This window comes from Methylomonas sp. HW2-6 (assembly GCF_052474525.1).
On the sequence record NZ_CP184124.1, the window covers coordinates 2,550,235 to 2,571,465 of the forward strand.

The window sequence follows — 21,231 nt, forward strand, 5'->3', positions numbered from 1 at the left end:
AAAGGTTGATTTCAACCAGTAAGCCGGGTTTTTATAAACCATTCCGCTGCAGGAAAAGCACTATTCGCTGCGGCGGATGCCTTTCGGCGCCGGGGGCGGCCGGGCAAACCGGCGCTTGGCCGCTGTTGGCTGGAACTGGCATATTTCTTGTTTGAAACTGGTTTTCCAATATCGAACGAGCGCTATTTATGTCCCACGTATCTCAGCTTGTGTTGCCGAAAACCGGTATTGCCGGCCTGGTCGAAAACTGGCGCAGCGATTTGCTCTCCGGTTTTTTGGTGTTTTTGATTGCATTGCCGCTATGTCTCGGTATCGCGATGGCATCCGGCTTTCCGCCGATGTCGGGCATCATCACCGCCATCATCGGCGGCGTGGTGGTCTCCCGCATCAGCGGCTCGTATGTGACGATCAACGGCCCGGCGGCTGGTCTGATCGTGGTCATCGTCGATGCGGTGCAGTCGCTGGGGCAGGGCGATGCGATGGCCGGTTATCGCTATACCTTGGCAGCTATCGTCGTGGCCAGTGTGTTGCAGATATTGCTCGGCGTGTTCAAAGCCGGCAAGCTGAGTGCCTTTTTTCCCAGTTCGGTGGTGCACGGTATGTTGGCGGCGATCGGCATCATCATCATGGCCAAGCAGGTTCATACCTTGTTAGGGGTGAAACCCGAAGCCAAAACTCTGCTCGGCACGATTGCCGAGATTCCGCATTCGATCATCGAAATGAATCCGGAAGTGTCGTTGATCGGTTTATGCGGACTGGCCTTGCTGGTGGTTTGGTCCTTGATCAAACAACCGACCCTGAAGATGATTCCGGCGCCGTTGCTGGTGGTCATGCTCGGCTTGGCTTTGGGCCAATACTTCGACCTGGACCATATCCACCAGTACCTATTCTTGCCCGAAGCCGAAATCCTGCCGCACCACCAATACACCATAGGCCCGACCTTCCTGGTGGCGGTGCCGGAGAATTTCATGTCCGGCTTTTACTTTCCGGATTTTTCCAAAATCGCCACCGTCGAATTTTGGGAGGCAGTCGTGACGATTTGGCTGGTCGGCAGTCTGGAAAGTCTGTTGAGCGCATCGGCCGTGGACAAACTTGATCCGTACAAGCGCAACTCCAATTTAAATCGGGATCTGGCCGCGGTCGGCGTCGGCAATTTGATCGCCGGCATGGTCGGCGGCCTGCCGATGATTGCCGAAATCGTGCGTAGCTCGGCCAATATCAACAACGGCGCCAAAACCGGTTGGGCCAATTTCTTCCACGGTATGCTGCTACTGATTTTCGTAGCGCTGTTTCCGCGCTTGATTCACGAAATTCCGCTGTCTTCGTTGGCGGCATTGCTGGTCTTCACCGGCTTCAGGCTGGCTTCGCCGAAAGAGTTCGCCAAAACCTTGTCGGTCGGTTTGGATCATTTCGTGGTGTTCGTGATCACCATTATCGGCGTCATCGCCACCGATTTGCTGGTCGGCGTCGCGATCGGCATCGTCGCCGAGTTGCTGATCCACATGACCCGCGGCTTAAAACCGGGCAATGTGTTTTCGCTGGCCTACCACGTCAACCAGACCGATCCGCGCACCTACCATATTGCCGTCAGCGGTGCGGCGGTGTTCTCCAACTTCATCAGCTTGAAAAGCTTGTTGGCGGATTTTCCGCAAGGCGAGAACGTGTTCTTCGATCTGACCGACGCCGAGTTAATCGACCATACCGTGATGGAGTTTATCCACCACTATGCGGAAGAGTATCGCCACGCCGGGGGCAAATGCGAAATCGTCGGCCTCGACGAACATCACAGCTACTCCGACCACCATCTGGCTGCACGCCGCAAGCTCAGCGTTTGACGCGCTAACAGGCCGGCACCGTCCGTGTTTCGGGCGGTGCCGGAGCATCATCGGCCCACCGGGCCAAACCGCAATCACCGCAGACAATACTCCAATGTTGACCCCGGAGCGGTCGGCTACGCCCGAGTTTTGCCTGCAATCACTGGAATTCGATCTGGAGCAAAGCGATGGCCGAACACTCATATCCTCTCAATCGGTTGAAAATCATCTTGTTTATGTTCACAGCGGCCGGTGCGGCTTTGGCGCATGCCGGCGAATTGGCGGAAGATACCGGCGCTTGGCTGCAAATCGTCGGCGAGGGCAGTCTGCAATCGGTCGATCCGTCGTTGGCGAAAGGCCGCATCTGGCTGGAAGGGCAGTCGCGTTTCGACGGCAACTGGGGCCATTGGTACCAGGGCATGGTGCGTTCCGCGGTCGGTTACTCGTTGAGCGACCGGGCGACGATCTGGGCCGGTTATACCTGGCTGCCGACGCAGAACATCGGCAAGCCTTATATCGCGCAACAGGATATTTGGCCGGCGTTTCGCTACATCCTGCCCACCGACATCGGCACCTTCACCTTCCGCACCATGTGGGAAACCAATTTCCTGCGCGGCGACCAAGTCCGCGAGCGGCCGCGGCAGATGATCAAATTCATGCATCCGTTCGATTTCGAACCGCGCCTGAGCTTCATCGCCTGGGACGAAGCGTTTTACCGGGTTAACACCACCGCCTGGGGCGGCAAATCCGGCTTCGACCAAAACCGGGCCTTCAGCGGCCTCGGCTGGAATTTCAACAAAAACGTTCGGGCCGAACTGGGTTACTTGAACCAGTACCTCGACGACGCCAACCACCGCGATGCCAAGATGCACCATTTGGGCATGGCGTCGTTGTTCGTCAACTTCTAGTAACAAATCCGACTGACTGGGGAACGATGAATGTCGATCCGATCCGGAACCAATTGATCGGTTAGTTGGTGGACTTTTTGTTCGGTTTGGCTGATGCACAACACCGAGAAAAACGCAGACGATGGAGCTGTTAAACTGCGACAGACCCGGTGGCTCTTGTCGGGCCGCTGCCAAAACACCGGCTTTTTTGCGGAGCCGGATTTCAATTTCAATGGACCGAATTTAAATGCCAAAATCTTATGCCCGTTTCAAAGACATTTCCGTCAGCGAAAGAATTTTGAATACCGTGTTTCTGTTGACTATAGGTCTAGGCTACATCGTGGCGCTGATCAATATGTACTACACCCACCAGGGCCGCGACGGCAAGCCGGGTTTGTCGATCGAAGACATTGTCATTATGTACCACGGCTCCAATAACCAGACCCGGCTCGGCTCGGCCATCAACGGCATCATGGCGCCGAATCTGAAGTACCAAAGCGACAAGGAAGTCATCATGAAATGGATACATGACGGCGCCGAACAAAACGGTTACGAAAAGGACGTCGCGCCGATTCTGAACCGCGATTGCGTGCATTGCCACAATCCGGCGGTGAATCCGTCCTTACCCAATTTGACTAACTTTGCCGGTGTCTCGGAAGTGGCGCATTCCGGCGGCGCTTCGGTGCCGGTATTGGTCAGGGTCTCGCACATCCATTTGTTCGGTATTGCCTTCATCCTGTTTTTTATCGGCAAGATCTTTTTGCTGTGCGACATCAACATTTACGTCAAACGGGTAGCGGTGGTGATTCCGTTTGCGGCGATGTTGCTGGACGTGCTGTCGTGGTTCATCACCAAATCGATCTCCAGTTTCGCCTACGTGGTCGTGTTGAGCGGCGCGCTGATGGGGCTGTCGATGGGGGTGCAAATTTTACTGAGCATCTACCAGATGTGGTTTTTCCGTAAAGACGTGGCTGCTTGAGACCGAGCGCCGGACTAAGATTGCGCCGCTTTGCTGTGCGGCGGGCTTCGATACCAACTTGAAAAAAATTTTATAAATATTCAAAGCTATTGAACTTTATCGATCGAGCCCCATCTTAAACAGCGATCGGGTTATCGCGTTGGCTTGCGTCGATTCGATCTGTTTCTTCCTTAGAACCTCGTGGCTCCTGCCTGGATCGGTACCCAATGGGCTACCGGTCCTTTTTTTTGTCTGACGTACTATTGCTGCTACCGGGCACCGTGGTGATAAAGCGCTTGTCCGCTGGCGCCGTGGGTCCGGGCCGGATCAGGATTGCGGTACTTGCGCCGAGCCGCTGTGAACCGAATTGAGTTGTGGGAAGAGCGGCCGGGGGAAAGCGCCGCTTAGCGCTTTCTCCGGCCGAGGAATGGATTACTTATCGCATTTATGGCCACTGCCGCAGCAGTCTGCCATGTTACCGCCGTGTTTTTGGCAATGTTCGGCACCGCATTCATGGGCGGCTGCGCCTTTGTGGTGGGCGCAATGGCCGGCGTCGCAATGTTTGGCCGCGTCGGCTTCGTGGTGCGCACAGTGCTCGCTGCCGCATTCGTGAGGTTTGGCGTTGGCATCGCCCGCGCAATGTTTGGCGCAGACCGCGTCTTTGGCGTGCGGATGGTCGGCGCAATGTTTTGCGCAATCGTGGTCGGCCAAGGCTTTGTCGGCGCAGTGTTTCAGACAGGCTTTATCTTTTTTGCCTTTACTTTTTTTGCAATGCGCTTCGCAGTCGTGCGACGCATCGGCTTTGTGTTTGGCGCAATGGTCGGGATTTACTGCCGGCACCGGCGCGGCGGCAGGAACCGGAGCAGGCGTCGGCGCTACTGCGGCAGGGGCCACTTCGGCGGGCTGGGCATTGGTCTCGTCGACCGGTTTCGCCGATTCGCAGCCGCTGAGGGCAAACAACGCAGGCAGTATCATGGCCAGCAATAAATGACGATTCTTCATGAGTATCTCTCTATGGTGGGTTAAGGTGACAGGATTTTAGTAGTAAGCAGGCTGTGCGGCAAATTAAATTGCGTTATTTAACATAGTTTATTTTTTGCAGCATAAATCGCCCCGCGTTTGCAGTCATTCGAATAGCGGCGAAGTTTATTGACCCACGTAAACTTGGGTCGCTGGAAATTCCGCCTGGATTCCCGGGGTTTAGCGGGCTTTATCCTGGCAACGCAGGGTAAAAGTCACCGGGCCGTCGTTGACCAACGAGACTTTCATGTCGGCGCCGAAGCGGCCGAATTGGCAACCGGGGTAGATCGCCGCGGCGCGTTGCCGGGCGTATTCGAACAATTCCCGGCCCATCTCCGGCGGCGCGGCCGTCGCAAAGCTGGGGCGGTTGCCGCTGTCGGTGTCGGCGGCCAGCGTGAATTGCGGCACCAACAGCAGGCCGCCGTTGATATCGCGCAAGCTCAGATTCATCTTGTCGTCGGCATCGGCGAATATCCGGTAATTCAGGATTCGCTCCAGCAGGCGATCGGCCAGCTTAGGGGTGTCGGCTTTTTCCACAGCTAACAACGCCATGATGCCGGGGCCGATAACCCCGATATCGATGCCGTCGACCGTGACTTTGGCTTGGGTGACGCGTTGGATGACGCTGATCATGCCGGTTCCTGAGGTTGGAGAAAATAATCGCCGCCGGTGATGGCGCGCAAGCCGGCAGTCGGGCGATTGTATAGGTAAACCCAGGCCGACAAAACCCGCCGTCCGGCCAAACGCACCGGACGCCGGACCCGGCGGTATTCGTGCGGCGGCGGAAAATGCCGAGTGCATTCTTCGTAGCGGTCCAGTGCTGCCAGCGTGCGCCGGCCGTTGCGCAGACGGTAGACTTCGCCTTGGACCCGGCCGCGGCCGGCGTCGACTACGCCCGGATAGCCGTCCAAACGATAAAGCCGGCCAGCCAGCGTCGCCCGGCCGACCCATTCGCAGCCGGCCAGCAGCGGGTGGTTGCTGCAAGCTCCCGGTTTTCGGCGCAGGCTGCCGTAGACGAACAGGTAATCGCGGATCGGGTTCAAGGGGGCGTTGGTTAGAAAATCAGGTTGATCGGGCCGGCTTCGGCCGCCGAAAAAGCGGTCCGCCGAGCCGGTAGGCGACCCGGATGCCAAGCAGTATCGCCAAAACCGAGGCGAAGGCAAGCGGATTGCTCAAGTCTTTTTTCACCAGCCACCAATAATGAACGACACCGCCGATTGCGCAAGGGTAGACCAGACGATGCAAGCGCAGCCAATTTTTGCCGCCTAGCCGGCGCAGCATTTGATCGGTGGACGTCACCGCCAACGGAACCATTAACAGAAAGGCCGGAAAACCCACCGTGATATAAGGCCGCTTGGCGATGTCCTGGACGATGGCGTCCCAATCGAAGAACTGGTCCAGTACCAAATAAGCCAGCAGATGCAGGCTACCGTAGCTGAACGCGAACAAGCCGAGCATGCGCCGCAGCCGGATCGGCCAGTTCCAGCCCGACAGCCGGCGTAGCGGCGTCGCCGCCAAGGTCACCATCAGTAAGGTCAGGGTCCAGAAACCGGTGACATGGGTGATTTTTTCGATCGGATTGGCGCCCAAATTGTCCAGATAGGCGTTGACGCCCAATTTTCCCAGCGGCAGCAAAGCCAGGCAAAACGCCAAGATTTTTATGCCGGTGAGGGCTTTGCCGTTCAGCGATACCTTGGCCATAGGTCAGAAGTAGCGGGCCAAGTCCATGCCGGCGTAGAGCGGTGCGACCTGTTCGGCGTAGCCGTTGAACATCAAGGTTTTGCGTTTCAGGAATTCGCCGATGCGGCGTTCCTTGGCCTGGCTCCAGCGCGGATGGTCCACCTCCGGATTGACGTTGGCGTAAAATCCGTATTCCCTGGGGCCGGCCTGCATCCAACTGGTGGTGGGCTGTTGTTCCAGGAAGCGGATCGCGACTATCGATTTGGCGCTTTTGAAACCGTACTTCCACGGCACTACGATCCGCACCGGTGCGCCGTTTTGCGGCGGCAGCACCTCGCCATACAAACCGACGGTCAGTAGCGTCAGCGGATGCATGGCTTCGTCCAGGCGCAGGCCTTCGCGGTAAGGCCATTCCAATACCGCCGATTTCTGGCCGGGCATCTGCTGCGGATCGTGCAGGCTGACGAATTCCACGTACTTGGCCTTGCCGGTCGGCTCCGCACGTTTGATCAATTCGGCCAGCGGAAATCCCAGCCAGGGAATCACCATCGACCAGGCTTCGACGCAACGCAGGCGGTAAATCCGTTCCTCCAGCGGTGCCATTTTCAAGATTTGGTCGATATCGAAGGTGATGGGTTTCTTGACTTCGCCTTCGATGCTGACAGTCCAGGGCCGGGTCTTTAAGCTGCCGGCGCGGGCGGCCGGATCGTCCTTGCCGGTGCCGAATTCGTAAAAATTGTTATAGCTGGTGACCGACTGCAACGGCGTCAAGGACTCATCGCTGCTGAATTCCGACTTTTTGATCTCGCCGAAGCCGCCCGCCGCCCATAGCGGTTGCGGTAACAGCGCCGCCAACGCCGCGCCGCCCGACGTTTGCAGGAATTTGCGGCGGGCTTGAAATAAGTGTTTTGGCGTGATTTCGGCGGTCGGGATTTTGGGGTAGTGGTAATTTTTCATGGATGCCTTCTGGTCCGGAAATTAAATTGCAAACGGCTTGCGTTGTTCAGTGATAAGGATTTTGCCGCCAAGTTCCGATTAGGTTTGGCTGGCGCCGCCCGCCGCGGCCAAAAACGCCGCAACGGCGTCATAACTCAGGGCTAGTACCGGCGGATTGGTTGAGCCCAAAGCCACCGATAGCGCTACGACGTGCGAACCGGCGCCGACCACAAGATTCGGTTGGCCCCAATAGGCCAGCAGCACATCGCACAGGCTGAGTAGCTCGCCCGGAAGCGCAATATCGGCCCGAAACGCCATAGCCTGGCCGCCGTGGTTGCGGATGCGTTCCGCCAGCCGCTCCGCAGCATCGCGCCGATCCGGGTAATTCAGCATGACTCTGGCGCCGGCCAGAGCCAGCGCTTCGGCCGCCGCCGCGCCTGCGGCGCAAGTCGCGTCGATCACCAGCACAGTTTTGCCGTGCAGAGGCAAATGGGCGTTTGAAGTCGACATGCATCAATCCGGCCGGCGCCGCAACTGCGCCAGCCAGGCATCCACCGACCAACGGCCGGGGCCGTGCGCCATCAGCGCCAGCAACAGCAAACCCCAAGTCCGGTGTTGTTCCAGGCCGGCCGCGCCCAGTTCCGGATAAGACACCACCGCGACGATATTGAAACCGAACAGTAACGCCGCCGCCGAGCGCGCGTAAAGGCCCAGAAACAAACATAGTGGCGCCAACAGTTCGACGGCCGTGGCCAGCGCGGCCGCCGCCGGGCTCGGTAACAGCGGTACCGCATATTCGAATTGGAACAGATACAAGGTGCTATCCCAACTGTTCAATTTGAGCCAACCGGCAATCCAGAACGCGTAGCCGACCCACGCGCGCAGCACCAAGTCGGCGAGCGGCGTCAGTACGCGGCGCAATCTTTGGAAAAATGTGTTTGCGGCTTTGCCTGGCCCCGCCTGAGCAGGATTTGAAATCAGCTTATTCATGGCTTTAACCTCGGTTACAGTAAAACGATATCGGCGAGCAGACCGCTGCGCAGTCCAGCCAACAGCCAGGACTCGACGGCGAAATCCGGATCGCATGCCAAAGCGGCGCCGACGGCGGCGGTTAAACCCGCTCCGCCGGCCAACGCCGTTAAACACCCGTATTCCGCCAATGCCAACGGCCGAATCTCCACTTCCCACTGCGGCCGATACACCAATAGCCGGCAACCGCCCGCATCGAGATTGACGTGCGGGTCGCCGAGATAGTCGGCTTGGTTGCTGAGCCAGATCGGCAGCAGCGGATAGTCGGATTCGAGCAAACCGACGCTGGGATGCAATTTTGCCGTCAACTCGCCGCAATCGATTTGGCTGAAATCATGCAGCGCGGTTAACGCCGAAGCGGGGGATTCGGCGGCGTGGTAGGCCCGGTGGTAAAGCCACTCCAGCCGCGCCACATCGGCCAGGTAGGGCAGGCTGGCGGCATCGGCAAAGCCGGCAATCAGCTCGGAGAAGTTGGCGCCGAATTCAATCAGACAAGCCGCGGCTGGCGGATATTCGGCGATATACGCTCGCGCCAGCCGGTCGAAGAAGCCGGCGCCGACCAGACGGTATACTACCGGGTAAGTGTCGCCCAAGGCCTGGCTCAAACCGGTTTGGGTGTTGTTGCGGTAAACGGCCATCCGCCGTTCCGGGGCGATGCCGTTAGTGACAATACCGGCCGGAATCCGGCTGGAGTCGCCGAACACGAAACCGGCAAAATCGCGTTGCAGCTCATGCAGCCTGGACATAATTTTGCTCCATATAGCGATCGGCGCGTGCGGCCTGGCCGATCAGGGTGTGCCAATCCGGTAAATCCGCATCCCACTCAATCAAGGTTGGCCGGTTGCCGAACAGCTGTAAAACCATGCGGAACAACTGCCATACCGGTTCGGCGACCGGGCCGTCGTGGCTGTCAATCAGGATTACGTCAGCGCCGATTTGGTTGCGGCGGTGGCCGGCCAAATGGAATTCGGCCACGCGGTCGGCATCGAGTGCGAGCAGGTAATCCAGCGCATCCCAACCGTGGTTACGGCAAGAGACGTAAAGATTGTTGACGTCCAGCAGCAGGCCGCAGCCGCTGCGGCGGGCCAATTGGCTCAGGAATTCGGCTTCGCTGTAGTCGGCATAGTCGAACTGCAGATAACTGGACGGGTTTTCCAGCAAGATTGGCCGGCCGAGGAAGTCCTGCACCTGCGCCACCCGTTGTACCCAAGCGGCGAGGGCCAATTCGGTATAGGCAATCGGCGCCAGATCGTTCAAATAGCGGCCGCCGAACGCGCTCCAAGACAAATGTTCGGACACCAGAGCCGGCTCGATGCGTTCGATCAACTGCTGCAACTGGTGTAAATGGCGCCCATCCGGAGCGTCTACCGAACCCAACGACATGCCGACGCCGTGCAGGCTGAGCGGATAGTCCCGCCGCAGGCTTTCCAGCATCCGTAGCGCCGGGCCGCCGGCGGCGAAATAGTTTTCGCTGTGCACTTCGAGCCAGGCCGGTTTGGCCGGGCTATGCAAGGCATCGCGGTAGTGCGGCGAACGCAGCCCGATTCCGGCCGCAGCCGGAATCGAAGCGTTAACGGCGCCAAAGGTCAGGGTTTTGTTTAGCTGCGCCATGGCCGATCCGGATTACATGCCGGCCGGAGCTTGCAGGCTGCCGCCGCTGATGCGTTCGCAGGTGCCGGCCGGCAACGCGATGAAGGCATCTTTCTGGTTATCGCTGATTGCGTGGCCGGCGCACGCGTTGGACAAGGTTTTGCAATCGTTCTTGCCGGCTTTGGCGACGCCGTAGCATTTCTCCATATCGTTTTTGTCGGCGGCCGCGGCTGTGGCTGGCAATCCCATCGCGCTCATGGCCAGGATGGAAGCCAAAGCGGTGCTGACGACGGTAGTTGGGTTTTTCATGGATAGTCTCCGTTAAGTTAGATTAGTGAAGTGTCGGCAGCCTGTGCCGTCCGACACAGCTAATATCGCAAGCGCCGTGCCAGGTCCTGTCTTGTAGAATTAGTTAAATTTAATCAATGGCTTGTAAAAATTTGGCGCTATCGCTGGTCAAGTTTGCACTGAAGAGTGCCGCGATATTTCGCGGCGGCCGCCAAATATGGTGGCCTTGGCTTGGCGGCCGCGGCTAGAATGTGGTGGCGTTTTGCGGTATCAATTTTTTTCGTCCACTCTTTTGTAAATATGGACCCAAGCGATTCCTGCGATTTTTCGATTTTGAGGGCGGTGGTCGAAGGCACCGCTCAAGCCACCGGCGGCGACTTCATGCGTTCGTTGGTGCGCAACTTATGCCTGGCGACCGGCGTGGCGAACGGTTTCGTCGCCGAGTTCGCCGAGGCCAAGACCCGGGTGCGCTGCTTGGCGTTCTGGACCGACGGCGAATTTCTCGACGATCAGGAATGGGATTTGCCCGGTACGCCGTGCGAAGACGTGTTGCGCGGCAATTTTTGCCATTACCCAGCCGGCGTGTCGCAGATGTTTCCGCACGAGCAGGGAGTGGAAAGTTATTTGGGTGTGCCGCTGCGCGACGGCGAAGGCGAGATACTCGGCCACTTGGCGTTGTTCGATACGCGAGCGATGCCGGAGCGGGACAATCTGTTCTATGTCTTCAAAATCTTTGCCGCCCGCGCCGCGGCGGAATTGAACCGGCTGCGCATCGAGCAGCAACTGCGGCTCAGCGAACAGCGCTTTCGCGAATTGTTCGACGAAGCGCCGATCGCCTATGTGCACGAGGATGTCGAAACCCGGTTTCTGCAAGCCAACCAGGCGGCATTGCGGATTTTGGGTTTAACTCCGGAGCAGGTAAGCACCACGCGCGGCATTTCCCTGGTGCCGGAGACGCCGGAAGCCCAGGCCAGACTGCAGCAGGCTTTCGCATCGGTCGAAAAAGGCACGGATAGCGCCGGCGTGGTGCTGGAATTGCGGCGCAAGGACGACGGCCGGCCGGTCTGGATTCGCTGGTGGTCGAAAACCGATCCCAGCGGCCGCTTCATGCGCACGATGTTCATCGACATTACCGCCCAAGTTTTGATGGAACAGGAGCAAGCCAAGTTGGAGGCGCAAAACCGCTACCTGCAGGAAGAAATCAAGGCCGAGCACAATTTTGAGGAAATCGTCGGCTGCAGCCCGGCGCTGCGCTCGTTGCTGCACCAGGTGCAACGCGTGGCGCAGACCGACGCCTCGGTACTGATTCAAGGTGAATCCGGCACCGGCAAGGAACTCGTGGCGCGCGCCATCCACTCCGCCAGCAAGCGCAAACAGCGGCCGCTGATTAAAGTCAATTGCGCGGCGTTGCCGTCCAGCCTGATCGAAAGCGAATTGTTCGGCCACGAAAAAGGCGCTTTTACCGGTGCGATCAGCAAACGTATCGGCCGTTTCGAACTGGCCGAAGGCGGCACGCTGTTCCTGGACGAAGTCGGTGAAATTCCGCTGGACGTGCAGGTCAAATTATTGCGGGTGATCCAGGAACGCGAATTCGAACGCGTCGGCGGCCAGACCCCGATCAAAATGGACGTGCGGGTCATCACTGCCACCAACCGCGACTTGTTGCAGGAGGTGGCGAACAAAAATTTCCGCGAGGACTTGTTCTACCGGCTGAACGTATTTCCGCTGACCACGCCACCGCTGCGGGAGCGGCTGGAAGACATTCCGCTGCTGGCTGATTTTCTGATCGGCAAATTCGCGCCGAAAATCGGCAAAAAAATCAATGGCGTCGGCGCCGAATCGATGCGGCGTTTGCAGAATTACCGCTGGCCCGGCAACATCCGCGAACTGGAAAACATCATCGAGCGTGCCATCATCCTGGCCGACGGGCCGTGGCTGGAGATCGGCGCCGAGCAATTGCCGGGCAGTGCGACGGATATTTCAACCGCGCCGCCGCAGATCGGCGACGCCAGCCTGGATGCGGTCGCCCGCGAACATATCCTGCAGGTGTTGGAGCAAAGCCGATGGGTGATAGAGGGCCCGCAAGGCGCGGCGCAGCGCTTGCGGGTCAAGCCCAGCACGTTGCGCTATCGGATGCGGAAACTGGATATTCTTAAGCCGCAATGAAAGCCCTCATCGAATTCATTGATTGCATTGCGAAACCGGCGGCGCCGGATTACGTCAGGCCGGCGGTCGACAACAGTCCAAGCGGCGAATGGTTCGGCCAACCGGCGCTGAGATGAGCAATCATCCCGAAACCGTAAGCTGCGATCCGCGTGCGCTCTGCGCCGCGCTGGGTATTGCCGTCGAAGCAGTCGAAGCCCGCGGCTTGCGCCTGTATCCCGCCGCAGAACGCTTGGCCGTCGCCGACCTCGATCATAAAGGCCGTGAGTTTCTGATGACCCCGGCCGCCGGCCGCGCCTGGCAGGCGATGAAGGCCGCCGCAGCGGCCGACGGCATCGAGATTTACCTGATCTCGGCCTACCGCAGCGTGGAGCGCCAGGCCGAGATCATCCGCGCCAAGCTCGACTCCGGCGCGGCAATTGCCGAGATCCTGACCGTGCTGGCGCCGCCCGGCTACAGCGAACACCACACCGGCCGCGCCGTGGATTTGACCTGTCCGGATGCGCCGGCGGTGCAACAAGGCTTCGAACTGACCGCGGCCTTCGCCTGGTTGCAGGTCAACGCCAATCGCTTCGGCTTCGTCATGTCCTATCCGCCGGACAATGCCTCAGGTTATCGCTACGAGCCTTGGCATTGGTGTTATCAAGATATTTCTTAAGATTTGCGGCCGGCGCTATCGCTAAGGTCGCATTTTTTAAATCCGGCCGTTGCCGGCTGAGGGCCTTTCCGGGCGAGTCGGGTCGGCGGGTTTGGTTAAAGCCGGCGGCTGGTATAAAATCTTGCGGTGTTCAATCACGTCCTTGCCGGTCAAGCCGGCCCTGCATCCGCGTTTAATGCTTCTAGCCAAACCCACTAAACATCCGCTGCCGTATTTTCCGGACAGCGCGCAATTATTCGCCCCTATTGCCCATCTGCCGTGGGCGGTGTTCCTGGATAGCGCGCAACCTCACAGTCGTCAGGACCGTTACGATATTCTGGCTTATGCGCCCGTAACCACTCTGCAAACCTACGGCAACCTGACCAGGATCGAACGCGACGGGCAGGTCGTGGAAAGCGCTGCGGACCCGTTCGAATTGTTGAAGCAGCAACTGGGAGAGGTATTGCCGGCAATCGACGGCTTGCCGTTCTGCGGCGGGGCGATCGGTTACTTTGCCTACGACTTGGCCCGGCGTATCGAAAAATTACCAGCCATCGCCGCGGACGCCGAGGGCATTGCCGACATGGCGGTCGGCATTTACCGTTGGGCGGTGGTCGTCGATCATCAGCAACAGCAAAGCTGGCTGGTCGGTTACGGTTTGACCGATGAACTGCTACAACGCTTAATCGCCGAGTTCAGCCAACGATCGCCACAGGGTCCGACTGCAGCGTTCCGGGTGTTGCAGGCGCCTGCCGCCAACATGGACAAGCGCCAATATGCGGCGGCCTTCAACAAAATCAAAGATTATTTGAAAGAAGGCGATTGCTACCAGATCAATCTGACCCAGCGTTTCAGCAGCGCCTGCGTCGGCGAGCCGTGGCAGGCCTTCGAGGTGCTGCGACGGATCAATGCCGCGCCGTTCAGCGCCTATTTGAATCTGCCGGACGTCCAGGTACTGAGTTCGTCGCCCGAGCGATTTTTGAAAGTGACCGGCGGCGCGGTCGAAACCAAGCCGATCAAAGGTACCCGCCCGCGCCGTGCGGACCCGGAACAGGATCAAGCCCAGATCGAAGACTTGGTGGCTAGCGCCAAGGACCGGGCGGAAAACGTGATGATCGTCGATTTGCTGCGAAACGACTTGGGCAAGTGTTGCCGGAAAGGTTCGGTCTGGGTGCCGAATTTGTTCGCAGTGGAAAGCTACGCCACCGTGCATCATCTGGTCAGTACCGTCACCGGCCAGTTGGCGCCCGGCCAGCATGCGCTGGATTTGTTGCGCAGTTGTTTTCCGGGCGGCTCGATCACCGGCGCGCCGAAAATCCGGGCCATGGAAATCATCGAGGAATTGGAACCGCATCGGCGCGGAGTTTATTGCGGCGCGATCGGCTACGTCGGCTTCGACGGCAATATGGACACCAATATCGCGATCCGGACCCTGGTGCACAACCGCGGCACGATTCGCTTCTGGGCCGGCGGCGGCATCGTCAACGATTCGGTACTGGACGCAGAATATCAGGAATGCTTCGATAAAGCGGCGGCCCTGTTGCAGCTGTTGGCGCAATTTAGCGAATGATTTGCGTCGTCAAACTAGGCGGCAGCTTGTTGGAAACGGCGGCATTGCCCACTTGTTTGGCGGCGGTGGCGCGGCGGCCGGGACTTAAAGTCATCGTTCCGGGCGGCGGCCGGTTTGCCGACGAGGTTCGCATGGCGCAACGCCAGTATGCGTTTGACGATGTTGCCGCGCACCGGATGGCCTTGCTGGCGATGCAGCAGATGGCCGAATTGATGCGCGGGCTGCTGCCCGAGCTGGAAATCGTATCCGCTACCGACTCGCTTGCAGCCGGGGCGGCGGCCAAAACTTGGGTCTGGGCGCCGCAAGTCGCTGAATTGGATGCGGCCGGAGTTCCGGCTAGTTGGGACATCACCTCCGATAGTCTGGCAGCGTGGCTGGCTGGTCGTATCGGCGCCGAGGAATTGATCCTGGTCAAGTCGGCGCCGGTCGCCGCTGGGGCCGACTGGCCGGAACTGCAGCGGCAAGGCATCCTCGATCCGGCTTTTGCCCGTTTCGCTGACGCCGCTTCCTGTAAAATCAGCGTGGTCAATAAAGACGACTTCGTGTCCCATCATGATTAATTTCCTGAAAGCCCTTCTGAACCGGCGCTTGCGCAAAGCGTATTACCAGAGCCGGGAGTCCCTGCTCGGCCACCATAAACGCGACATCGTCGTGATGCAGGTCGACCAGGCCTGTCATAGCCTGAAAGATAGCCGCGACCAATTCGTCGAGGCGCTGGATAAATTCAAAACCCTGGTGCATTTGCCGGAGAGCTCGTTGGAACAACGCTACCAGCAATTGAAGCGGCGCTACGATGTCTGCCGCAGCAAGGCCGACACCGTCAGCCAAAAGATACAGGCGGTGGAGGAGGTCAGCGAGGCCTTGTTTGCCGAATGGGAAGCGGAGCTGGATTTGTACAGCAATCGGGCTTTGCGTGCCCGCAGCCAGCAGCAATTGAAAAAATCCCGCCAGCAATATGCGCGTTTACTCAAGGCGCTGCAAACTGCGGAAAATCGGATGGTGCCGGTATTGGCGGCGTTTCAGGACCAGGTGCTGTTTTTGAAGCACAACCTCAATGCCCATGCCATTGCAGCGTTGCGGCACGAGTTCGTCGAGATTGGCGTGGATATTTCGAAGTTGATAGAGGTGATGGAGAAAACCATTACCGAGGCCAGCCTGTTCGTTGCCGTCCTTGCGGATCAGAAGCAACTGCCGGCCCCGGTGGCCGTGCGCAAGTAATTACATCGCGTGCATTTTGTAATCGACCCGTGCCGGCGGGTTTTTATCGCGGGCGTCAGGCGTTTTCTTGCGGTTTTGGTCGATGCGCTCTTGCGAATACTGGGTAATCATTTGGTCCCAGGAATCGTATTGAGCGTACTCTTTGTTGCCGGACGACTTGCGTTTGGCGAACAATTCCTTGCCGGTTTCTATCAACTGCTCGGGGGTTTTGCCGTCAATTGCGTCCAGGAACTCCTGGTTGCTGCGGATCTCGTCGCGCAGAGTCCAGAACGACACTTCGAATTCGATGCGTTGGTCCAGCGGCAATTTTTCCTTGATATGGCTGATCGACCTGTTGACGGTTTTCATGCTGCTGCCGTTGATCTGGTTGCTTTTATTGCAACCGACCATCACCGAACAGAGCAGTAAAACCAATACCGTTGACGCTTTTTTCATAGTGCAGCCCCCCAGTGGCTAAATAAACAAACCCGATTTTTGTATTTATAATGGTTGTAATGCGGGTCACCCAACAAACCAAATTACTCGGTAATTAAAAACACAAGCTTACCACATGCTGGATTTTATCCAACTTCTCAAACAGCGTTACGAAATTGTGCTACAGCAGTTGGATCGAAAACATTCCCGCTTCGGGGAATACCAGCAACGCATAGAACAGTTACTCCACGCCGAAGCCTTCATCCGCAAAGGCCAGCTGCTGGAAAACCAGCCGGGCTTGCCTTTGCAGATTGCCGTGATCGGCCCGACCCAGGCCGGGAAAAGTTCGGTCGTCAATTTGTTGTTGAATAACGATAGCGCCGGGGTCAGCCCTTTGGCCGGCTATACGGTCCATGCCCAGGGCTTCTGTCATCGAGTGGCGGCGGAGGCTTGCGACGGCCTGCAGCATTATTTCGGCCGTTTCCAACAGCTGGGGCGCGACGCGTTACGGCCGGGGCGCTACGATTGTTATTCGCTGAGTCCCAGCAGCAACGTTTCCGCCTTGGTACCCGATTGTGTACTGTGGGATACCCCGGATTTCGACTCGATCGACTCCACTGATTACCGGGAGGGCGTGGTCCGCACCATCGCCTTGGCCGACGCGGTGATTTTGGTGGTCAGCAAGGAGAAATACGCCGACCAATCGGTTTGGGAGTTGATGAAATTCATCGAGGCTTACCAACAGCCGACCCTGATTTGCGTCAATAAGCTGATGGAAGGCAGCGAGGCGGTCATTTTGGAATCGTTGCGCGACAAATGGCGGCAAACCCGGTCCGATCCGCCGCCGCCGATGCTGGGGATCTTGTTCCAGAAAGCCCCGGCCCAGCCGCAATGGCCGGCCCGCGCGGGTAGCGCGGTCGCCGAGCTGACGCAGAAAGTCATCCGGAACAAGCATTCGGTCAAGCAGCAACAGCTTGTCAGCCGCTATTGGCTGCCTTGGCTGGAGCCGGTATTCAGCGAGCACCACGCCCAACGCCATTGGCAGACCCTGGTGGACCAATGTCTGGCCGACGCGTTGCAAGACTACCGGCGCGATTATTTAAATCACCCCCATCACTATCAGACCTTCCAGAATGCATTGTTGAATCTGCTGACGCTGTTGGAGATTCCCGGCTTGGCGCGGGTATTGGGCAAGACCCGACGGGCCATGACTTGGCCGTTTCGCAAATTGCTGGATTGGGGCAATGCCAAATCGGCGGCCAATCCCAGCCACGAACTGGCGGTGTTGCAGCAATTGGGCGAGCATTTGCTGATCCGGCTGGCCGACCGGGTGCTGGAGAAGACCGAAACCGAGCCGGCCGACAGTTATTGGTGGCGGGAAAACGCGATGGCCTTGCGCCAACGCCGCGGCGAAATTCTGCTGGCCTACCAACGCGCGGTCGATAGTTACCACCAAGATTTCCAGCAGGACGTCGAAGCCGCCGCGCAACGCCTGTACCGCAAATTGCAGGATCAGCCGCTGATTCTGAACAGTCTGCGCGCGACCCGAGCCACCACCGACGCCGGCGCGATGCTGCTGGCGATTCAGGCCGGCGGCATTGGCGTGCAAGATTTGGTGATTACGCCGCTGATCTTGACCATCACCTCGCTGCTGGCCGAAAGCGCCATCGGCAGTTACATGCATCGGGTCGAAGCCGAATTGAAACAGCACCAATTCACTACCGTGAAAAATACCTTATTCGACGACTGTCTGAGGCAGCGTTTGTACCAACTGCCGCTTGCCGTGCATAGCCAGACCCGGTTCAACATCTCCGAACAACAATGCCATGCCGCAGAGCTGGCGCTGAAAGAGAAGAAACATGGCTTGCGCATACTCTGAATTGGTGGCCGATGCCCAACGCTGGGCGACAAACGCCGCTGCCCACGGCCGGATAAGCGCGGAACAGGCCGGACTGTTCGACAACCTGGATCAAGCCGGCGCGGGACCGTTGTTTAAGACCGACAGCGGTCAAACCGACATGCCGCTGATCGTCGCCTTCATGGGCGGGACCGGCGTCGGCAAGAGCAGCTTGTTAAACCGTCTGGCCGGCCAGGCCATCGCCAGGGCTGGCATCGAACGGCCGACCTCGCGGGAAGTGACGCTCTACCATCACCAGAGCCTGAGCATCGATAAACTGCCGGAGGGTTCGCCGCTGGACAGCATCAAAATCAGCCGTCACCACGATGAGAGCAATAGCCATATCGTCTGGATCGACATGCCGGATTTCGATAGCGTCGAACTCGGCAACAAACGCTTGGTGCTGGAATGGCTGCCGCATATCGATGTATTGCTGTACGTGGTCAGTCCGGAACGTTATCGCGACAACAAGGCTTGGCAATTGCTGCTGGCGGAGGGCGCGAAACACGCCTGGTTGTTCGTCATGAACCAATGGGACCGCGGCCTGGCCGTGCAATACGACGACTTCAAACAGCAGCTGGCCAAGGCCGGCTTCGCCGACCCCTTGCTGTTCCGTACCAGTTGCAGCGAACCGGAGGGCGACGAATTCGGTCTGTTGCTGGAGCAATTGCGACAGTTGTCCGGCCGGCATAACGTTGCCCGCTTGGAACGCCGCAATCAGCAACTGCGGCTTAGACGCCTGCAGCAAACCTTGCAACAGCTGGCCGCCGAGATCGACGGCCGCGATTTTGGCGCCTTACAGACTAATCTCGACGCGCTATGGCCGCAAACCGAAGCGAATTTGCATCAGGGGTTGGCCTGGGCCATGCAGCAGCTTGCCAAGTGTTGGGCGGAAAAGCTTGGCCAGAACGCCGAGATTTCGTTATGGGACGAATGGGCGCAAAACCGGCTGAACGATATGCTCGACGAACTGATTCTGCAGGCGGCGCAAGCCAATTTGCCGACCAAACCGCTGAAGTCCGCGCTGCAGACTATCCGCGAGAACGCCGGTAAGACCCTGGCCGCCCAAACCGAACTGGCCGGGCGCCAAGCGATGTTGAATCCCGGCAACGGCGCCCAGCGTCTGCTGATGAAGGCCGCGGCTGTCGGCGAAACCTTACTGCCGCTGGCGGCAATGGGAGTGGTCGGCTATCAGGTTTTTTCCGGCTACTACCACAGTGCCGCCGAAAACAGCGCCTACCTCGGTACCGACTTTGCCGTGCACAGCGTGCTGCTGATCGGTTTGAGTTGGCTGATTCCGTTTTTCTTGCACAAGAAAGTTCAGCCTTCGTTGTATAACGCGGCATTAAAGGGCTTGCACAAGGGGTTGCAATCGGCCTTGGCAGCGGTGTCGGCCGATATCCGCCAAATACTGGCTTCGGAACAACAGGATAACCAAGCGCTGCGTGCCGAGTTGCAGGGGCTGATCGGGCGTTGCGCGGTGGCGCCGGAGGCGGCGATCGAAACCCAGAGTCTATTGGGCCGGGTATTGTTGGCCGATGGCGGTTAACCGATTTCGCAACGGGTGCCGTTGATATTCGCTGCCTGCCACAATCACTGGAACCGGCCGAATGCCGCCTTGCCGCCAAACCGGCTGGCTTGGCCGGTTTACTCCACCAGCGGCAGAATCAAATAGTCGGTCCATTTCCGCTCGCCGTCGGCCTGGTCTGCGGTCGGCAGCAGGGTTTCGTTCCAGCCGCCGCCGAGGGCTTTGACCAGTTGTACCGCCGCCGACAGGCGCTGCCCCAATAACTGCACGGCGGTTTGTTGATTGGCCAGCGCGGCGGTTTGCGCGGTCATCACGTTCAGATAACTGACGGTGCCGGCTTGGTATTGGTTGTTGGTCAAGGCCAGCGCTTGTTTGGCGTTGGCAACCGCTTTGTCCTGGACTTGGGTTTCCTGTTCCAGTATCCGTAACGCGGCCAAATTATCCTCCACTTCCTGAAAGCCGGTCAGCACGGTCTGCCGGTAAGCGGCGACGCTGGCGTCATAGGCGGCGATGGCCTGTTTGTATTGGGCGTTCGTCACGCCGCCGTCGAATAGGGTCAGGGCCAGCCCGGCCGGACCCAATGACCAGTAGCGCCGGGCCATCGTAAACAGATTGCCGGGGTCGCCGGATTGGAAGCCGTTGGTGCCGGCCAGATTCAACGTCGGGTAATAGGCGGCCTTGGCGACGCCGATTTGGGCGTTGGCGGCGGCGATCTGGCGTTCCGCAGCGGCGATGTCCGGCCGGCGCTCCAGCAAATCCGACGGCAGGCTGACCGGAATACCGGGCGGTTGCGCGTTCAGCGGCGCCGGGTCCAAAGCCAATTCGGCCGGTGTTTTACCGATCAATACTGCGATTGCATGCTCCAGTTTAGCGCGTTGCACCCCCAGGTCGATGGCTTGGGCGCGCACCGTTTCCAACTGGGTTTCGGCCTGGACCACGTCGGCTTTGGCGGCAACGCCGACCGCATAGCGGTTTTTGGTGATTTCCAGAGTCTTGGTAAACGCAGCGATGGTTTCATCGAGCAGCGCCTTCTGCGCGTCCAATGTCTTCAATTGAAAGTAATTGTCGGCTAACGTGGCTTGGCTGGACAGAATCAAGCCGTGCAAGGTGGCGGCGCTGGCTTGGGCGCTGTCGGTATTGGCCTCCAATTGGCGGCGGACCCGGCCCCATAAATCCGGCTCCCAGGCGATCCCCACCGCTTGGCCGAATAGATTGCGTACGCCGGCAACGGCGACGTTTTGGCCGGTCGCGGCTTTGAAACGATTGAAGCTGCCGGTCAATGTAGCCACCGGCAACAGCGACGATTGCGCCGATTGCACCAGATGCTGGGCTTGGCGGTATTGGGCCTCAGCTTGAATCACCGACTGGTTGGCGCCGGCGACCTGTTCTTCCAGGCTGTTTAACAGCGGGTCGCCGAAAATTTCCCACCATTTGCCCGGCAATCCGCTGTCGCGCGGCTGAGCCGGTTTCCAGCCTTTGGCTTCCTTGAATTCGTCGCTGATCGTGGCTTGCGGGCGCATGTAATCGGGACCGACCGTGCAGGCGGCCAATGGTAGAACCAGTAAGCAACAGACTGCGGCAGTTTTTTGTCGTGGACGCATG

General features: G+C 58.7%; 22 protein-coding genes. 10 read left to right on the plus strand and 12 right to left on the minus strand.

Translation table 11 applies throughout. The features are described 5' to 3' along the window. Nucleotides 1-188: 188 nt before the first annotated feature. From ACH518_RS12665 to ACH518_RS12675, 3 genes are all read left to right on the plus strand, one after another. Nucleotides 189-1,835: a SulP family inorganic anion transporter gene (locus tag ACH518_RS12665; RefSeq protein ID WP_445370338.1), complete on the plus strand. Its 1,647-nt coding sequence runs from the start codon at nt 189-191 to the stop codon at nt 1,833-1,835. Nucleotides 1,836-2,002: 167 nt separating this feature from the next. Beyond that, nucleotides 2,003-2,722: a DUF2490 domain-containing protein gene (locus ACH518_RS12670; RefSeq protein ID WP_445370339.1), complete on the plus strand. Its 720-nt coding sequence runs from the start codon at nt 2,003-2,005 to the stop codon at nt 2,720-2,722. 226 nt (nt 2,723-2,948) lie between these two features. Beyond that, nucleotides 2,949-3,680, plus strand: coding sequence for a hypothetical protein (locus ACH518_RS12675; protein WP_445370340.1), 732 nt, complete (start codon nt 2,949-2,951; stop codon nt 3,678-3,680). A 411-nt stretch (nt 3,681-4,091) separates the two neighbouring features. Here ACH518_RS12675 and ACH518_RS12680 read toward each other — a convergent pair whose 3' ends face one another. The 10 genes from ACH518_RS12680 to ACH518_RS12725 form a co-directional block, all read right to left on the minus strand. Beyond that, nucleotides 4,092-4,661, minus strand: coding sequence for a hypothetical protein (locus tag ACH518_RS12680; RefSeq protein WP_278212278.1), 570 nt, complete (start codon nt 4,659-4,661; stop codon nt 4,092-4,094). A gap of 198 nt (nt 4,662-4,859) precedes the next feature. Further along, nucleotides 4,860-5,312 carry a D-aminoacyl-tRNA deacylase gene (dtd, locus tag ACH518_RS12685; protein ID WP_445370341.1) on the minus strand — a complete coding sequence of 151 codons (453 nt, stop codon included), beginning with the start codon at nt 5,310-5,312 and terminating at the stop codon, nt 4,860-4,862. Further along, on the minus strand, nt 5,309-5,722 hold the full coding sequence (locus ACH518_RS12690; RefSeq protein ID WP_445370342.1) for a gamma-glutamylcyclotransferase family protein: 414 nt from the start codon (nt 5,720-5,722) through the stop codon (nt 5,309-5,311). Before ACH518_RS12690 ends, dtd begins: the two co-directional genes overlap by 4 nt. 19 nt (nt 5,723-5,741) lie before the next feature. Further along, the gene (locus ACH518_RS12695; protein WP_445370343.1) at nt 5,742-6,380 is read right to left on the minus strand and encodes a sulfite oxidase heme-binding subunit YedZ; all 639 of its coding nucleotides are present in this window, start codon (nt 6,378-6,380) and stop codon (nt 5,742-5,744) included. 3 nt (nt 6,381-6,383) lie between these two features. Then, nucleotides 6,384-7,316, minus strand: coding sequence for a protein-methionine-sulfoxide reductase catalytic subunit MsrP (msrP, locus tag ACH518_RS12700; protein WP_445370344.1), 933 nt, complete (start codon nt 7,314-7,316; stop codon nt 6,384-6,386). A gap of 78 nt (nt 7,317-7,394) precedes the next feature. Further along, the gene (locus tag ACH518_RS12705) at nt 7,395-7,805 is read right to left on the minus strand and encodes an SDR family NAD(P)-dependent oxidoreductase (RefSeq protein WP_445370345.1); all 411 of its coding nucleotides are present in this window, start codon (nt 7,803-7,805) and stop codon (nt 7,395-7,397) included. A gap of 3 nt (nt 7,806-7,808) precedes the next feature. Continuing rightward, nucleotides 7,809-8,285, minus strand: a complete 477-nt coding sequence (locus ACH518_RS12710) for a DoxX family protein (RefSeq protein WP_445370346.1) — start codon at nt 8,283-8,285, stop codon at nt 7,809-7,811. A gap of 14 nt (nt 8,286-8,299) precedes the next feature. Continuing rightward, the gene (locus tag ACH518_RS12715; protein WP_445370347.1) at nt 8,300-9,070 is read right to left on the minus strand and encodes an HvfC/BufC N-terminal domain-containing protein; all 771 of its coding nucleotides are present in this window, start codon (nt 9,068-9,070) and stop codon (nt 8,300-8,302) included. After that, nucleotides 9,054-9,935 (minus strand): MNIO family bufferin maturase, encoded by an 882-nt coding sequence (bufB, locus tag ACH518_RS12720; protein ID WP_445370348.1) that lies wholly within the window; start codon nt 9,933-9,935, stop codon nt 9,054-9,056. The genes ACH518_RS12715 and bufB overlap by 17 nt, the downstream gene beginning before the upstream one ends. 12 nt (nt 9,936-9,947) lie before the next feature. Next, nucleotides 9,948-10,223 carry a BufA1 family periplasmic bufferin-type metallophore gene (locus ACH518_RS12725; RefSeq protein WP_140913339.1) on the minus strand — a complete coding sequence of 92 codons (276 nt, stop codon included), beginning with the start codon at nt 10,221-10,223 and terminating at the stop codon, nt 9,948-9,950. A 279-nt stretch (nt 10,224-10,502) separates the two neighbouring features. On the opposite strand from ACH518_RS12725, the gene ACH518_RS12730 reads away from it, so the two are divergent. From ACH518_RS12730 to ACH518_RS12750, 5 genes are all read left to right on the plus strand, one after another. Beyond that, the gene (locus tag ACH518_RS12730) at nt 10,503-12,368 is read left to right on the plus strand and encodes a sigma-54 interaction domain-containing protein (RefSeq protein WP_445370349.1); all 1,866 of its coding nucleotides are present in this window, start codon (nt 10,503-10,505) and stop codon (nt 12,366-12,368) included. A 112-nt stretch (nt 12,369-12,480) separates the two neighbouring features. Next, the gene (locus tag ACH518_RS12735) at nt 12,481-13,023 is read left to right on the plus strand and encodes a M15 family metallopeptidase (protein WP_445370350.1); all 543 of its coding nucleotides are present in this window, start codon (nt 12,481-12,483) and stop codon (nt 13,021-13,023) included. Between the two features lie 175 nt (nt 13,024-13,198). After that, nucleotides 13,199-14,572: an aminodeoxychorismate synthase component I gene (gene pabB / locus ACH518_RS12740; RefSeq protein WP_445370351.1), complete on the plus strand. Its 1,374-nt coding sequence runs from the start codon at nt 13,199-13,201 to the stop codon at nt 14,570-14,572. Then, nucleotides 14,569-15,132 carry an amino acid kinase family protein gene (locus ACH518_RS12745; RefSeq protein WP_445370352.1) on the plus strand — a complete coding sequence of 188 codons (564 nt, stop codon included), beginning with the start codon at nt 14,569-14,571 and terminating at the stop codon, nt 15,130-15,132. Before pabB ends, ACH518_RS12745 begins: the two co-directional genes overlap by 4 nt. Then, nucleotides 15,125-15,790, plus strand: a complete 666-nt coding sequence (locus tag ACH518_RS12750; RefSeq protein ID WP_140913344.1) for a DUF2959 domain-containing protein — start codon at nt 15,125-15,127, stop codon at nt 15,788-15,790. The genes ACH518_RS12745 and ACH518_RS12750 overlap by 8 nt, the downstream gene beginning before the upstream one ends. Here ACH518_RS12750 and ACH518_RS12755 read toward each other — a convergent pair whose 3' ends face one another. Further along, on the minus strand, nt 15,791-16,225 hold the full coding sequence (locus tag ACH518_RS12755; RefSeq protein ID WP_278212256.1) for a DUF6694 family lipoprotein: 435 nt from the start codon (nt 16,223-16,225) through the stop codon (nt 15,791-15,793). Nucleotides 16,226-16,340: 115 nt separating this feature from the next. Between ACH518_RS12755 and ACH518_RS12760 the strand changes: the two genes are divergently transcribed. Continuing rightward, on the plus strand, nt 16,341-18,083 hold the full coding sequence (locus ACH518_RS12760) for a GTPase (protein ID WP_445370353.1): 1,743 nt from the start codon (nt 16,341-16,343) through the stop codon (nt 18,081-18,083). Then, nucleotides 18,064-19,650 carry a GTPase gene (locus ACH518_RS12765; RefSeq protein WP_445370354.1) on the plus strand — a complete coding sequence of 529 codons (1,587 nt, stop codon included), beginning with the start codon at nt 18,064-18,066 and terminating at the stop codon, nt 19,648-19,650. Before ACH518_RS12760 ends, ACH518_RS12765 begins: the two co-directional genes overlap by 20 nt. A gap of 98 nt (nt 19,651-19,748) precedes the next feature. Here the strand turns inward: ACH518_RS12765 and ACH518_RS12770 are convergent, their stop codons facing one another. After that, a complete protein-coding gene (locus ACH518_RS12770) occupies nt 19,749-21,230 on the minus strand; it encodes an efflux transporter outer membrane subunit (RefSeq protein ID WP_445370355.1) in 1,482 nt (493 codons plus the stop codon). Nucleotide 21,231 lies beyond the last annotated feature (1 nt).